This window comes from Flavobacterium cupriresistens, assembly GCF_020911925.1.
GTDB lineage: Bacteria > Bacteroidota > Bacteroidia > Flavobacteriales > Flavobacteriaceae > Flavobacterium > Flavobacterium cupriresistens.
In genome coordinates this window covers 2,542,671-2,557,883 of record NZ_CP087134.1, presented here as the reverse complement: position 1 = coordinate 2,557,883, position 15,213 = coordinate 2,542,671, and the positions used below count along the sequence as shown (strand labels likewise).

The 15,213-nt window shown below is 35.3% G+C and carries 17 protein-coding genes and 1 tRNA gene; 11 read left to right on the top strand and 7 right to left on the bottom strand.

Annotated features, from left to right (window positions below):
- Positions 1 to 23 precede the first annotated feature (23 nt).
- From LNP23_RS11035 to LNP23_RS10985, 11 genes are all read left to right on the top strand, one after another.
- On the top strand, positions 24 to 332 hold the full coding sequence (locus tag LNP23_RS11035; RefSeq protein WP_047778212.1) for a thioredoxin family protein: 309 nt from the start codon (positions 24 to 26) through the stop codon (positions 330 to 332).
- Between the two features lie 43 nt (positions 333 to 375).
- Complete coding sequence (locus LNP23_RS11030; RefSeq protein WP_017495510.1) at positions 376 to 633, top strand: DUF6952 family protein; 258 nt, start codon at positions 376 to 378, stop codon at positions 631 to 633.
- Between the two features lie 550 nt (positions 634 to 1,183).
- Positions 1,184 to 1,681, top strand: coding sequence for a thiol peroxidase (gene tpx / locus LNP23_RS11025; RefSeq protein WP_047778209.1), 498 nt, complete (start codon positions 1,184 to 1,186; stop codon positions 1,679 to 1,681).
- A gap of 8 nt (positions 1,682 to 1,689) precedes the next feature.
- On the top strand, positions 1,690 to 2,064 hold the full coding sequence (locus LNP23_RS11020; RefSeq protein ID WP_047778207.1) for a diacylglycerol kinase family protein: 375 nt from the start codon (positions 1,690 to 1,692) through the stop codon (positions 2,062 to 2,064).
- A gap of 18 nt (positions 2,065 to 2,082) precedes the next feature.
- Entirely contained in the window at positions 2,083 to 4,527 is a 2,445-nt protein-coding gene (locus tag LNP23_RS11015; RefSeq protein ID WP_047778205.1) for a DNA translocase FtsK, read from the top strand.
- Positions 4,528 to 4,600: 73 nt separating this feature from the next.
- On the top strand, positions 4,601 to 5,227 hold the full coding sequence (gene lolA1 / locus LNP23_RS11010) for an outer membrane lipoprotein periplasmic chaperone LolA1 (protein ID WP_487320894.1): 627 nt from the start codon (positions 4,601 to 4,603) through the stop codon (positions 5,225 to 5,227).
- Between the two features lie 8 nt (positions 5,228 to 5,235).
- Complete coding sequence (locus LNP23_RS11005) at positions 5,236 to 6,690, top strand: LptF/LptG family permease (protein WP_230004921.1); 1,455 nt, start codon at positions 5,236 to 5,238, stop codon at positions 6,688 to 6,690.
- 2 nt (positions 6,691 to 6,692) lie between these two features.
- On the top strand, positions 6,693 to 7,826 hold the full coding sequence (gene ribB, locus LNP23_RS11000) for a 3,4-dihydroxy-2-butanone-4-phosphate synthase (RefSeq protein WP_230004920.1): 1,134 nt from the start codon (positions 6,693 to 6,695) through the stop codon (positions 7,824 to 7,826).
- A gap of 3 nt (positions 7,827 to 7,829) precedes the next feature.
- Complete coding sequence (locus LNP23_RS10995; RefSeq protein ID WP_047778199.1) at positions 7,830 to 8,228, top strand: acyl-CoA thioesterase; 399 nt, start codon at positions 7,830 to 7,832, stop codon at positions 8,226 to 8,228.
- 151 nt (positions 8,229 to 8,379) lie between these two features.
- Positions 8,380 to 8,467, top strand: a tRNA-Ser gene (locus tag LNP23_RS10990).
- A 260-nt stretch (positions 8,468 to 8,727) separates the two neighbouring features.
- A complete protein-coding gene (locus LNP23_RS10985; protein WP_230004919.1) occupies positions 8,728 to 9,948 on the top strand; it encodes a site-specific integrase in 1,221 nt (406 codons plus the stop codon).
- A 121-nt stretch (positions 9,949 to 10,069) separates the two neighbouring features.
- Here the strand turns inward: LNP23_RS10985 and LNP23_RS10980 are convergent, their stop codons facing one another.
- Genes LNP23_RS10980 through traM form a run of 7 tightly spaced genes read right to left on the bottom strand, consistent with a single transcriptional unit; the run spans position 10,070 to position 15,211 of the window.
- Positions 10,070 to 10,360, bottom strand: coding sequence for a helix-turn-helix domain-containing protein (locus LNP23_RS10980; RefSeq protein ID WP_230004918.1), 291 nt, complete (start codon positions 10,358 to 10,360; stop codon positions 10,070 to 10,072).
- A gap of 34 nt (positions 10,361 to 10,394) precedes the next feature.
- Complete coding sequence (locus LNP23_RS10975; RefSeq protein ID WP_230004917.1) at positions 10,395 to 10,832, bottom strand: hypothetical protein; 438 nt, start codon at positions 10,830 to 10,832, stop codon at positions 10,395 to 10,397.
- Between the two features lie 41 nt (positions 10,833 to 10,873).
- Positions 10,874 to 11,158: a hypothetical protein gene (locus LNP23_RS10970; protein WP_230004916.1), complete on the bottom strand. Its 285-nt coding sequence runs from the start codon at positions 11,156 to 11,158 to the stop codon at positions 10,874 to 10,876.
- Between the two features lie 14 nt (positions 11,159 to 11,172).
- Complete coding sequence (locus LNP23_RS10965) at positions 11,173 to 12,228, bottom strand: hypothetical protein (protein WP_230004915.1); 1,056 nt, start codon at positions 12,226 to 12,228, stop codon at positions 11,173 to 11,175.
- A gap of 9 nt (positions 12,229 to 12,237) precedes the next feature.
- On the bottom strand, positions 12,238 to 13,035 hold the full coding sequence (locus tag LNP23_RS10960; RefSeq protein ID WP_230004914.1) for a hypothetical protein: 798 nt from the start codon (positions 13,033 to 13,035) through the stop codon (positions 12,238 to 12,240).
- Positions 13,036 to 13,063: 28 nt separating this feature from the next.
- Positions 13,064 to 13,909 (bottom strand): conjugative transposon protein TraN, encoded by an 846-nt coding sequence (gene traN / locus LNP23_RS10955; RefSeq protein ID WP_230004913.1) that lies wholly within the window; start codon positions 13,907 to 13,909, stop codon positions 13,064 to 13,066.
- Between the two features lie 18 nt (positions 13,910 to 13,927).
- Positions 13,928 to 15,211 (bottom strand): conjugative transposon protein TraM, encoded by a 1,284-nt coding sequence (gene traM / locus LNP23_RS10950; protein ID WP_230004912.1) that lies wholly within the window; start codon positions 15,209 to 15,211, stop codon positions 13,928 to 13,930.
- Positions 15,212 to 15,213 lie beyond the last annotated feature (2 nt).

The window sequence follows — 15,213 nt, the reverse complement described above, 5'->3', positions numbered from 1 at the left end:
TATTGGAATTTAAATCAAACAATATGTTAATCGACTTAAACGAAGATACGTTAGCAGATTTAGTTGCTAAAAACGAAAAGGTAGTAGTACAATATTCAGCATCATGGTGTGGAAACTGCCGTATTATGAAACCAAAATTCAAAAAATTAGCAACAGAAAATGACGCTATCACTTTTGTTTTGGTTGATGCTGAGAATTCTCCGGAATCCAGAAAATTGGCTAATGTGAGTAACTTACCAACCTTTGCCACTTTTGTAAACGGTAAATTGGTAAACGAAACACAAACCAACAAACAAGAAGTTTTAATCGAATTAGTGAACGAAATTGTTTAATTGATTTAAGAAACAATCGATTTAACGAATAAACAGACAAAACATGAAATTACCCGTAATAAAACAATTAACGCAGTTTATAGAAGAAAATGATCAGGATTACATCATCGAAACGATTGAAGTTCTTGAGGCCATGACCGAAATTCCATCTTTAAAAGATGAAGAATTAGATGTAATTGGTGAACTAATTTCTAACATGTACGGTGCGTTAGAAGTACATAAAATGGTAGTTCAGGGAACAGATAAAAAAGAAGCTTTAAACGCGTTCATGAAACGTGTCCTGGGTTCTATCGACAAATAGTCGGCCTCTCTCAAAAAAAAACAAAAAACATGACTGAAAAGTGCTTTCTTAATTTAGGGAGCACTTTTTTTTTATGCACTTTTTTTAGTAGTCAGTCACAGTTTAGTCCTCGTCTACAATCTTAATCTAATAACATTGTTTTGCAGTTAATTCACAACCGATGTCGCCTTAATCGGAGTCGAAGGGGTTTATCACTTAAAAGGTCTTCGACTTCGCTCAGACTGACACACAAAAAATCTAAAACACCATCATTGTCCTCCTGAGCGGAGTCGAAGGGCTTTATCATTTAAAAGGTCTTCGACTTCGCTCAGACTGACACACAAAAAATCTAAAACACCATCATTGTCCTCCTGAGCGGAGTCGAAGGGCTTTATCACTTAAAAGGTCTTCGACTTCGCTCAGACTGACATTCCGAAAAACTAAAATCTCCCGTTTGTCCCCCTGAGCGAAGTCGAAGGGCTCATTTTATTGTTCCCACAACCCATAACAAATACTTTTACATTCAAATATTAATCCTTACTTTTGAACCTCATTAATTTAAACAAAAATCATGGCTTCAATAACATTAGGAGGAAATCCGGTTCATACTTCAGGCGAATTACCAGCAGTTGGTTCACAACTAGCTGATTTTAAATTAGTACAAAACGATTTATCAGTTGCTTCTTTGAGCACTTTTGCTGGTAAAAAATTGGTTTTAAATATTTTTCCTAGTGTAGATACAGGAACTTGTGCGACTTCTGTTAGAAAATTCAACGAAAGCGCCAGTACTTTAGAAAATACTACCGTTTTATGTATTTCAAGAGATTTACCATTTGCTCAAAAACGTTTTTGTGGTGCTGAAGGATTAGAAAATGTGGTTAACTTATCTGATTTTCAAGCAGGTGATTTTGGTAAAAGCAATGGTTTAGAAATCGTTGACGGACCATTAGCCGGTTTACACTCAAGAGCCATTATCGTTGTAGATGCTGATGGAAAAATTACGCACACAGAACAGGTTGCTGAAATTGCAAACGAACCAAATTACGAAGCCGCTTTAGCAGCACTATAAATCACAGAATGGAATTCCAAAAAGACAATACATTTGTTAAAGGTCGACTTAAAAGCGTAACTTACGCTTTTAAAGGCGCCTTAAAATTAATCACTACCGAACACAGTGTTATGGTACAATTTTCATTAGGAATACTAATGACTATTGCCGGTTTTTATTTTCATATTTCTCATGAAGAATGGCTTTTTCAGACCTTAGCAATTGGTCTTGTATTAAGCGTAGAAGGTTTAAACACTGCTGTAGAAAAAGTAGCTGATTTTATTCACCCAAATTACCACGAAAGAATCGGTTTTATTAAAGATATTGCTGCCGGAGCGGTATTTTTTGCCGCAATGACAGCGATCGCAATAGGACTGATCATTTACATCCCAAAATTCATATAGGCAACAGGAAACGCAAGAATGGCAAGAACAACAAAAAAAGAAACTTTAGATAAAAAAAACGAGCCAAAGGCTGAGACTTCAAGACACTGGAGACCAAACAAACAACAACGGTTTGTTATAGGCTGCCTTCTGGTCCTGTTTTCTATTGCATTACTAGTTGCATTTATTTCCTTTTATATTAATGGACAATCGGACCAAAGTGCCGTTAGTGAACTTGGCGACCGCTCTGAGGTAGTGCAAAACTGGCTGGGGAAATTTGGAGCCTTTTTATCCGACATCATCGTTTACAAAGGATTTGGATTAGCCGCTTTTATTTTTGTACGACTCTTTTTCCTGACCGGAATGTTTTTAGCCTTAGAATTATCTTTGAAAAAACTAAAAAACATTTGGTTCTGGGATTTGTTTGCCATCATTATTGTTTCAGTTTTATTTGGATTCTTTGCTACTTCTGCACCCGAATTGGGCGGAACTATTGGTTATGAGTTGAATTTATTTTCACAAGATTATATCGGAAAAACAGGTACTTTACTCGCCTTGCTTTTTGGATTAATTATATATCTGATTTTCAAAATAAAACTGTCTCCGGAAAAAATTCAGTCTTATTTTGATTCTACAAAAAATGAAATCAAATCTGAATTAAATGCTCTTAAAACTCAGCCTAAAACGGAAAACGCCTACAATCTGGAGGAATTTGCTGTTGAAGAACCTGATGAAGAGTTAGATAACATTCATTTAAAAACAAATGAATCTCAATTTGAAATTAACAAAGAAGCGTTAAAACCAACCATTTCAAATTCTTCTGAAATTGATTTGAACCCGGTCGTGAAACCGCTTCAAATGAACATCAACCCAACAACAGAAACTCCGGTACATGCCGAAGAATTTGTTATTGAAACTCCTGAAGAAGAAGACATCATCGAAGAAAATCTGGCTTCCCGTCTGGTAGCTGATTTTGGTTTATTTGACCCTACTTTAGATTTGTCGAATTATAAATTCCCAACTATCGATTTATTAAAGGAATATTCGACAGGCGGAATTACCATTAATCAGGAAGAATTAGAAGAAAATAAAAACAAAATTGTAGACACCCTTCGTAACTACAAAATTGAAATCGCTCAGATCAAAGCAACGGTTGGTCCATCGGTGACTTTATACGAAATTGTACCGGAGGCCGGAATCAGAATCTCTAAAATCAAAAGTTTAGAAGATGATATTGCCTTGTCTCTGTCTGCATTAGGAATCCGTATTATTGCACCAATTCCAGGAAAAGGAACTATCGGTATTGAGGTTCCGAACAAAAACCCTACAACTGTATCGATGAAAAGTGTAATTGGTTCTGCTAAATTTCAGGAAGCTGAAATGGAACTACCAATTGCTTTAGGAAAAACCATTTCTAACGAAACTTTTGTTGTCGATTTAGCGAAAATGCCTCACTTATTGATGGCAGGAGCTACAGGACAAGGAAAATCGGTTGGACTGAATGCGGTATTGACTTCTCTTTTATACAAAAAACATCCGGCTGAAGTAAAATTTGTTTTGGTCGATCCGAAAAAAGTAGAACTTACTTTATTCAATAAAATCGAAAGACATTATTTAGCCAAACTTCCTGATACCGAAGATGCTATTATCACTGACAATGCAAAAGTAGTCAACACTTTAAACTCTCTTTGCGTTGAGATGGACAATCGTTATTCGTTATTGAAAGATGCGATGGTTCGTAATATTAAGGAATACAACGATAAGTTTAAAGCCCGAAAATTAAATCCGGAAGCAGGACACCGCTTTTTACCGTACATCGTTTTGGTTGTAGATGAGTTTGCCGATTTGATTATGACTGCCGGAAAAGAAGTCGAAATTCCGATTGCGCGTTTGGCACAGCTGGCACGTGCTATTGGTATTCACTTAATTATCGCCACACAAAGACCATCTGTAAACGTAATTACAGGTTTAATTAAAGCCAACTTCCCTGCAAGAATCGCTTTTAGAGTAACTTCAAAAATTGACTCGAGAACAATTCTTGACACGCAGGGTGCAGATCAATTAATTGGACGAGGAGATTTATTGTATACTAACGGAAATGATGTGGTACGTGTTCAATGTGCTTTCATCGACACTCCGGAGGTTGAAAAAATCACTGATTTTATTGGTGGACAAAAAGCGTATGCCACTGCTTATTTACTTCCTGAGTTCATTGGGGAAGAAAATGGCATTAATCTTGATATGGATATCTCCGAAAGAGACACTTTATTCAGAGAAGCTGCTGAGATTATTGTTAATGCTCAGCAAGGTTCCGCTTCCTTATTGCAAAGAAAACTAAAACTAGGTTACAACAGAGCGGGTCGTTTAATCGACCAGCTGGAAGCAGCCGGTATTGTTGGACCTTTTGAAGGCAGTAAAGCACGAAGCGTAAACATCTCAGATTTAAGTGCTCTTGATCAATTTTTTAATAATGAACAAAATTAACCCCATCATGAAAACTAAAATTCAGGAAATCCACAACAACTCTATCAAAAGCACGACTAAAAAGTATTTTCAAATGGCATTTTTATTGCTTTTGAGCTTCACTTCTATGCAGGCTCAGGATAAAAAAGCCAAAGATTTATTGAATCAGGTGACGGCTAAAATAAAAAGCTACAACAATATTGCTATTGATTTTAAATATTCTTTGAACAACGCAAAAGAAAACATCAATCAGGACAGTAAAGGAAATGTAATCATGAAAGGCAATCAATATGTATTAAACTTCATGGGTGTTACTAAAATCTTTGACGGGCAAAAAACATACACTATTGTTCCGGAAGACGAAGAAGTGACCATTTCTAAAGTAAACGAAAAAGACGATAATGCAATTACACCGTCAAAAATGCTTACTTTCTTTAATTCAGGTTATAAGTACAACATGGATATTGTTCAGAATGTTAAAGGCAGAAAAATTCAATACGTAAAATTAGCTCCAACTAATACAAAAGATCAAAGAAAAGAGATTCTCTTAGGGATTGATGTGCAAACAAAACACATCTATAATTTAATTGAAACCGGAAAAAATGGAACAAAAACCACTTTGACCGTTAATTCTTTTAAAACCAACCAGCCTTTATCAAAAAATCAATTTACATTTGTAGCGAGCAAATATCCAAAATACTACATCAACAAATTAGACTAATTACAAGGTTGAAAATTTTAGACAAATACTTACTAAAAACATTCTTAATTACATTTACTACGGTATTTGTAATTCTTTTTTTCATATTCATTCTCCAAACGGTCTGGCTCTTTATTTCGGAACTTGCCGGTAAAGACTTGGACTTGATATTGGTTGTGAAATTCCTGCTTTTCTCGATGCCTCGAATAATACCATTGGTTTTACCGCTATCGGTTTTATTGGCATCTATTATGACTTTTGGTAACTTGGCAGAGAACTACGAGTTTGCTGCAATGAAATCCTCAGGGATATCCTTACAAAGAGCCATGCGGGTTTTGATAATTTTTATCTGTTTCCTAAGTATTATTGCGTTTTGGTTCGCCAATAGTGTAATCCCGTATGCGGAATATAAATTTGTCAATTTCCGAAAAAACATCGCTCAAGCCAAACCAGCCATGGCAATTGCTGAAGGTCAGTTTAACGATGTTGGAACGTACAATATTAAAGTAAATAAAAAATCCGGTGAAAATGGCAACATCTTGACCGGAGTTACTATTCACGAAAAAACCAATAATTATGGTGAAAATAAAACTGTAATTAAAGCAAAAGACGGTGAACTAATCAGTAACGAAAAATCCAGTATATTAAAACTGGTCTTAAATGACGGGTATTATTATCAGGATGTAACGCCAAAAGACTACGAAGACCGCGCGAAATTACCTTTCATTAAGGGAAAATTCAAAAAGCAAATCATCAATATAGACTTATCCGAACTGAACAAAACGGATGACGATCAGGAAAACGTCGGAAGTACCTACGGTATGCTTAACGTTAACGAATTAAGCTATACTTTAGACTCCCTGAACAAGAATCTAAACAATGAAATCATCTCTTTTTCGGAAAACATCAATCAACGTGTAGGGATCAAAACGTCTCCTAAACCGTTAAAAACGGAGAAAAAGAAAAAACCATTACCGAACAATCTTTTGTCTTTATATACCAATAAAGAGAAATCAGACATTCTAAAAATGGCTGCCAGTAATGTGACGAGCAATATTTACGCTATCGACTCGACTCAAAAAGATTTAAAAGACAAACAAAGAGATATCAACAAACACATGACCGCTTTATATGAAAAGTTTGTCATTGCTTTTGCTTGCTTCTTAATGTTTTTTATTGGCGCTCCTTTAGGTGCCATTATCCGAAAAGGTGGACTTGGTCTGCCAATTGTATTTGCCGTTTTGATTTTTATCACCTTTCACTTTATCAACACCTTTGGAAAAAGACTGTCTCAAGAAGGCGGAATGACTCCGTTTGTTGGTTCATGGATGTCATCATTCATCTTATTGCCGTTGGCCGTACTGCTTACCTACCGTGCGACAAATGACAATGGATTAATCAATTTTGACGCAATTACAACTCCTATTTCACAACTATTTCAAAAAATTTCTGAACGGTTTTTCCCTGTTCAAAATAAACAATAACTATGTCAACAACTAAAATACAATTGAATACCATTGAAGAAGCTATAGAAGATATTCGTCAAGGTAAAGTAATCATTGTAGTCGATGATGAAGATCGTGAGAACGAAGGTGATTTTTTGGCTGCAGCCGAAAAGGTAACTCCTGAAATGATCAATTTTATGGCAACTCACGGACGTGGATTAATTTGTACGCCTCTTACGGAAAGCCGTTGCAAAGAACTTGATTTGCGTGCCATGGTTAGCAACAATACCGATCATATGGAAACTGCTTTTACGGTTTCTGTCGATTTAAAAGGAAATGGCGTTACCACAGGAATTTCTGCGGCCGACCGATCTAAAACCGTTCAAGCCTTGGTTGATCCTAACACAAAACCACACGAACTTGCGCGTCCGGGACATATTTTTCCGTTAGTAGCCAAACAAGGTGGTGTTTTAAGAAGAACCGGACATACAGAAGCTGCGATTGACTTTGCAAGACTTGCGGGTTTTAAATCTGCCGGTGTTATCTGCGAAATCTTAAACGAGGACGGAACAATGGCCCGTTTACCTCAACTAATAAAAGTGGCTAAAAAATTCGATTTGAAATTAGTTTCAATTGAAGATCTAGTCGCCTACAGAATGCAACACGACAGTCTGATCGTTAAAAAAGAAGATTTTGACATTGAGACTCGCTTCGGAACTTTTAGATTAAGAGCTTACGAGCAAACCACAAACAAACAAATTCATATTGCTTTAACCAAAGGAACCTGGAATCTTGGAGAAACGATTCTCACCAGAATACATTCTTCACAAGTTAACAATGACTTACTTGGTACCCTGACTAACAATGCTGAGCAACAGTTAGACGATATGTTTAAAGTGATCAATGAAAACGAAAAAGGTGCGGTTATCTTTATCAATCAGGATATGCAGGCCGTAAATTTATTGAACAGGATTCAAGAGCTTAAAACACTACAGGCTGAAGGAACAATGAAAGCGCCAAAAGTAATTATCGACAGTAAAGATTACGGAATTGGAGCTCAAATTCTTCATGATATTGACATTTCTAAAATTAGATTGGTATCAAATACCGAACAAACCAAACGTGTCGGAATGATCGGTTATGGTCTTGAAATCACTGAATACGTAAGCTATTAAGATATGGGAACATTAGAAGAAAGAATTGCAAAATCGGAAACTCATATTTTTAAAGCCGTTTTTCCTAGTACAACGAATCATTATGACACTTTATTTGGAGGTACTGCCCTGCAGCTCATGGATGAAGTTTCGTTTATTTGTGCCACTCGTTTCAGCCGAAAAAAAGTAGTAACGATCTCTACAGGTCAAATTGACTTCAAAAAAGCAATCCCGGCCGGGACTTTAATCGAATTGGTTGCCAAAGTAATTAGTGTTGGAACAACAAGTTGTAAAATTCACGTGGATATTTTCATGGAGCAAATGTATTCAGAGCTTCGCGAAAGTGTTGTTTCAGGAACATTTTCTTTTGTTGCGGTTGATGAAAACAAAAAACCGGTAGCTATTTTAGACCACCTGGCATAAAAAAAGTAAAAATTATCTTTTCGTAAATACTGATACTTAAAGACTTAAAATAACAGCAAAAAAAAGTTCAAAAAAAGTGCTTCAAAAATTTTTATAATCGAAAAAGCGCACTATATTTGCACTCGCAATCAGCTAATGAAAGCGACATACTGGAGAAATGGCAGAGCGGTCGAATGCGGCAGTCTTGAAAACTGTTGACTGTAACAGGTCCGGGGGTTCGAATCCCTCTTTCTCCGCCAGTAGAAGTTTCATAAGAAACTTTAAAAGTCAAAAGCCTTTAAATACAAGTATTTAAAGGCTTTTTCGTTTTTTGTCACTTGTCAAAAAACACATATATTATCAAAGTACGGTGACCCTATGAGTGACCCCGATTTTTTTTCGCAAAAAAAAGCAAAAAAAGGGTCACTAAAAAAAGTGAATTGCCCGGGAATTCCTTGAAAACACTACAAACTTTCAGCGATTTTAAATCAATTTGATTATTAATTTAAAATTGTGAGTTATGTTAAAAGTAATTTTTTATCTCAAAGCAGGTAAATTCAACAAAAGTGGAGAATCTCCAATTTATGCCCGTATTTCGTACAAGAAGCAATCCATAACAATGGCGGCGGGTAAATCGATCTTAAAAGAAAGATGGCAATTTACTGACAACTTAAGAAGTGTCCTAAAACTTGAAAAAGAAAAGGTAATTAAGAATACCCTCGATCTTTTTCTTCTTGGTATGGAGAAGAAGTTCAATGAACTCCTTAAAATCGATCCCGATTTTTCATTGCAATTACTCAAAGATGAGTTTAAAGGAGAAACAACCGTAAAAGAAGATTCTGTAAGCATAATCGAAATTATGAATAAGCATAATGAGTTCTTTAAAAGAAAGGTCGATGCCCAAGAGCGATCAAAGGCTTCCTACCAGAAATATGAACGTGCAAAAGATTTGCTTATCACATTTATGACAAAACAGTATGGAATACAAGATATTTCTTTGCCGGAAGTGAATAGTGCCTTTGTTTACAATCTTGAGGCATTTCTCAAATATGACAGCAACTTTAAAGGCAAAACAGGCATTCAAAATAACTCGGTAGTCAAGTATATGAGAATGTACAAGACAGCGTGTAAATACAGCATCAGAATGGGAATAATAGACAAAGATCCTTTTAATGTTTATGATGGTAAACTGCATATCACCGATGCTGTATTTCTTACTCAGGAAGAATTAAACTTAATTGAAAACAAGAAATTTTCAGTAAAACGTCTCGAAAAGGTTAAAGATGTTTTTCTCTTTAGCTGCTACACTGGTTATGCACCGGTAGATGCCGCCAATCTTACATCCAATAATATATCTTCGGATGGAAAGGATAATCTGTGGATTATAACCAATAGAGCAAAAACAACAATTAGAGCAAACGTCCCTATTCTTCCTCCCACCTTGGCGATTATTAATAAATACAGAAACATGCAAATTGGACTGATCCCAAAGTTATCAAATCAAAAAATGAATGCTTATCTTAAGGAAATTGCTGATTTGTGCGGTATCGACAAACACCTCACTTGGTATGTGGCAAGACATACATTTGCAACTACGGTGACTTTAGGAAATGGAGTAAGAATAGAGAATGTTTCGGCAATGATGGGACATACTAATATTAAACAGACGCAGCATTATGCTAAGGTACTGGATATAAATATTATGGAAGATATGTCAAAATTAAAACAAAAGTACACTTAAACAATTAGCCAGTTAAAGACTGACCAATATTAAAAAAGGCAAAAGAATTCACAATTGAATCCTTTTGCCTTTGTGTTGAAGTAGTATATTATTTTGTTTGCAGATATACAATCAATAATAATCACGGCTCGTTTTCGCTAAGTATTTTTTCTATTTTGCTTGATTCATACAAGTAAATATCCCCTAGCTTAGTGTAAGGAAGTATACCCGTTTGACGGTATTTGATGATTGTATTATTTGAAAGTCCAAATATTTTCTTTAAATCTTCATTTCTATAATATCGTAAGCTGTCTTTTGTATTGTTTCCTTTTATTTTTAAATCTATTTTTTCCAGTCTGGCATATAAAGGATCTAGCAATTGTTTGATTGCTACTATATAAGACATTTTAGTTTTATTACCTTCTTTAGACATAATAGTTAATTTTTAGTTTTTAAAATGATACAAATTACCAGCAAATTAATTTTTCTCTCCGTTTTTCAAGTAGATCAATAATATTATCAAGAAATCTTATTTGCTTTTCTTTATAGGTAAATCCTTTTGACTCCGAAAACTGTTTACTTATTGTATCTATGTTTGTTTGAAATCCTGAATCTCCTATATATGTAAAATTATTTTCTATAAAAAACTGAATTTTACTTCTATTGCACTTTTGATTTCGATCATCAAAAAATAAAATTTTCTCATCCATAAGAATATAAAAAAGTTGTGCCAAATCGCTCTTGTTGAAATTAGAACTGCACTTCTCTTTTGCTAAGGCATTAAATGACGAATTTCTTTTACTAAGGTAAGTTTTATTTTTTTCTAAAAACCTTTCTATTCCTTTCATCTTCCCATACAATTTTGAAACCGCGTCGGGAAGTTCTTCAACAACAAACTTCTTCATAACATAAACTTTTTTGCAATTTTATTTCTTTATCAATATCACTAAGAATTGAAATAAATCGTACTTCTCTGGTTTCTATTTCTCTTTGGCAGATAACTAATATAGCCATACTCGTTTAGTTCACGCATGCATTTATGGTATGTTACAGGTCCGGTTATCTTGGCTAATTTCATGATTTCATTCCTATAGACCTCTATAGGGTTAACAAAACCCTTTTCGGTCCTAAATTGAAGCAATGCGGCATAAATACCAATATGCGTAATACTGATACGATGATCTTTCTCTATTGCCTTAAAGAAATCAGATAGAGGTTTTAATGTTTTCATTATATCACAGTTTATCAGCTAATACGCATATTATTCTTTTTCGAATGGTTTTCCTGCTTGCTCTCACTCGTTTTTTGAATTTGTTTTAAAGTTTCTATTGTTCTGTTACCCAATGCAGTTGAAAGTGTTATTTTTCTTGAGTGCTGATCGTAAATGTTTACCGATTTAAACTGAGGATTAGCTTCAATATAAAACCGATGTTCATCTCCATTTTTAATCAAGGTTACAGGCAGCCGATTTCCTTGTTTTAAATTATCCTTTAATTTATCGGCTTGAGTTTTATTTGATAATTCCTTTAAAGGAAGTTGCTGTAAGGCTTTTTCAAGATCATAACCATACCCCGAATGAAATTCTTTTATGTGGTGATTGCCGCTTGCGTCTTTATCATTAAGATCCAGTTGAATCCAGGATTTTTCCTTCTGAATGGAACGTCCCGCTAATAAATTATATGCCTGTGTTGTATCAATAAAATTTCCCTGTTGTACTTTAAAATATTGGCTTCTCACTTCATCAGGCTTTGATTCATTTTGCAAAGTGGTTTTATATCCTTCAAATTGATACTGTCCGCTCTGATTTTTAATAAAAGACAACTCATGATCCAATCGCTCCTTTTCGTTGACGTAATAGGAGACCGGAATAGTGAACTGCTCATGACCCTGTTTAATTTGCTGATCAATTTGACTTGACAAATCTTTAAAACCAATTCGCTGTACCTGATCGTACAGCGATTGGTTGTTTTTTTCCTGCTCTTTTACATCCTTGCGTACCGCAATTTGGTCTATGAGTGGCGCAACAAACAGTTTACGAACAAGACGAACTAATAAATTGGGATAAAGCTGTTTTAGAATCTTGTTCTTTTCCTGCTTGAGCATCTGCAAAGCAAAACGCTCCTCAATATTTTTTGTCCCCTTATACTTTGTTCCAATACGCTCGTAATGATGCAGTTTTTCTTTAATCAATGACCTATTATTGGAAAGACTGAAATTAAACAGTTTACTAAAGCGCTCTTCCCTGGAGCGCCACTGGTTTAATTCCATCTCTACTCTGTTAATGGGAAGTTGTTCGTTCATGATTACTGATTACATGGATTGACTTTTCTTTTTTTTCTTAGCTTCCTTTGGCACTTCTGGACCATCGTCATCAGCAGTTTGGTTTTGCTTTTTACTGCCTTGCTTTTCAGAAACTTGCTGGGTTTCAGATTGCTTTTCTTCTTTGGACTTACGATTATCAATGCGCTGCAAATTACTGTCATACACATTAATTGTCTTGAATTGCGGGCTGGCTTCAATATACTGCTTGATCTCATTACCTTCTTTTTGGAAAGTAGCGGATTGCAGATTTCCCTTTTTCAAAGAATTAATCAAGTCTTCTTTGTATTTTGGAGTTTCCAGTTCTTTAATTGGATGTTTGGAGAGTGCTGCTTCTAAATCATAACCGTAATTCTGATGGTAATGGTTTAGTTTAAAGTTTCCATTAGTTTCGGATTGTTTGAAGTCCATTTGAACCCAAGAATTGTAAACTTCGCCCTCTTTACTGGTGAGATCTTTATTTACCGATCTGCCTTCCATAAGATTGTAAGCTTCTTTCATGGTTATGTTGCTGCCCTTATTGATGTAAAAGGTTTGCTCCAATGCCTCTTTAGAATTTTCTTTTTGCAATTCTACTTTATAAGAATTAAAAAAGTAAATGTCGCTTTGATCGGATTTTTTAAAATTTAACGTCGCTGTAGCGGTATCATTACCATATTGCGTGTTATGCGTCAAAGTGAAATCAGGTTCTTCTTTCTGCATTTTTTCCTTTAATTGAGATTCCAGTGCTTCACCGAAACCGGTATACTTAATCTGATCTCTTAAGTATTCAAAATTTTTCTCGTTCATGATTCAATTTTTTAAATTATTATATAGCTTAAAGTTTAGGAAGTACAGTCACCTGTACCAGTTTTGTATTCTTGACATGTTTTTCTAAATGTCTGCCGCCATTTTTCTCCATGAGTTGTATGGCTAAATATTTTTTTTCCGGAATTGTAAATTTTGGCAGTGCAAATACAAAGATGTTTTCTGCTTCTGCTTCAATTTTATCAATATCATTCAGGATATAAATTGGTGTAATTTCAATTTCCTGTGAAGCTGTGCGTTTTATTTTTTTAGTGTCGCGAATAAAAAAACGAAGCTGATCGATCTCATAATTGATTTTAGAATTGTTGGTTATCTTTATCCTGTAATACATAACTTCGTCACGAATAAAAATTCCGTTGAGCCTAAAATCAATATCGTATTTACTTTCCTTTTGACCTCGCAGCTTTTTTTTGTCGTATAGCGCTAACTTTGAATATTCCTCAATATCCTGATCATTAATAATTTCATCTGAAAAATAAATTTCCTGTCCATCAGGCTTAGTTTTATTAAGGGTAAGATTCAGCTGAGGGAAATCTTCATCATAGCCCAACACGAAAGAATAAAGTTTACCATCTGCAGTCACCACCGTAAGATTGGTCTGAAAAAATCCCCTTTGGGCTGCCTTAACCTGAAGGATATTTTCAAGACCTTTTGCTTTTTGTACCAATATATCGGTACTTCCCTTGTCGACACTTTTTATGGCAAAAGGAAATACAATATTGGTCGTTTTTGAATAGGCTATCATTAAGGAGTCTGATTCTGTTTGGAATAAACGGTTTTTACTTGTTTGCTGTGCCAATACACCGATGGTCATAAATAACAGATGCCCCATCACCAATAGTTTAAAATTTTTCATCTCTATCATTTTTAGTTTTTAATTGGAATCTTTTTGTTTCTGTTTTTCATCACGCAGTAGTACTTTATACCCTGCTTTTACCACTACTTTAACCAGTTTTACTTTTTTGCTTAAAAGACTTTTTGCAGCTTCAATTCCTGCTCCCGCTGCCTGAGCTCCCCAGGAATCGTCCAGCGATGCAACTCCCAAAGTTTGCATGGAGCGATCAGCGGAAGCTTTGGCGACATCACGATTAATGGCTCCCGGGATGTATATTCCAATAAGTCCATCCATATCGTAAACAGACAAGTCCACTGGGAATAGGGAGTTGTTGTATCTGATACTGCTAATATTGATAGTTAATCGTTCTCCTTTTAATGAAGCGGTTCCAAACAAAAAATTGTCTTTTGGAATTTTAATACCGTTTATAAAGATGTCATTCATGAGTCGGAACTTAACTGTGGAGCCATTTACAACTGTTTGTGTTTCATGAATAATGGCTTCTACAGCATTCTGCATTAAATCATCATTTTCGAGTTCGTCTAAAGAGTAAAAACCATTCTGTTTGTACTCAGAACTGTTCAATGTTTTGTTTTGTAAAGAAGAAACAGGATTTTCTTTTTCTCCCGTTGAGATAGCGAAGACTTGTCCGCGCTGAGCCTCAGACGCTTTTTTCAATTTTTCCTGTACCCTGCCCGGATGCTGGATATCCAAAATACTCTCCAGCATTCCGCCGAGTTGCTGCAGTTCCGGATCCTGACTTTCCTGCTCTTGATTCATAGACTGCATCATTTGTTCGAACCTGTCCACATCATTGGAATGCAGCGAGGTTTCATTCGATTTTGCAATTTTTACATAATCTTTATTTTGCTCCGGAATTGACACAGGTGTATTGATTGCTTTTTGCAGTGCTTCCAATTTTTGATGTACTTTTTCTTCGTTTGGATCACGATAAACGGACTTATTTAAGCCATTTGGCTCTTTTCTATAGGTAACAGCACTGCTGTCTTCGGTGGAATCGATCTGAAAGGATTGGCTCAAATAATTAGGATCTTTTTTAATAAGTTCATCAAGCTTTGCTGAATCAAGAGCAGCCATATCGTAATAATTCATTTTATCGAGCGGAATTCCTTCTTTCAGGTTCGCATTGGGAAGTTTTAGATTAAAACCTTTTTGATGTGGTGCTGCTGAGTTGGCAGCATCCATTTTTCCACCTCCCAATGCCCAAAATATGGCAGTTAGAAATGGTAAAGCCAATATTGGCAGTACCAAGAGCATCTTACGATGTTTTAAGGCCTTTAATGATTTTGTGTTTTGTTCCATGA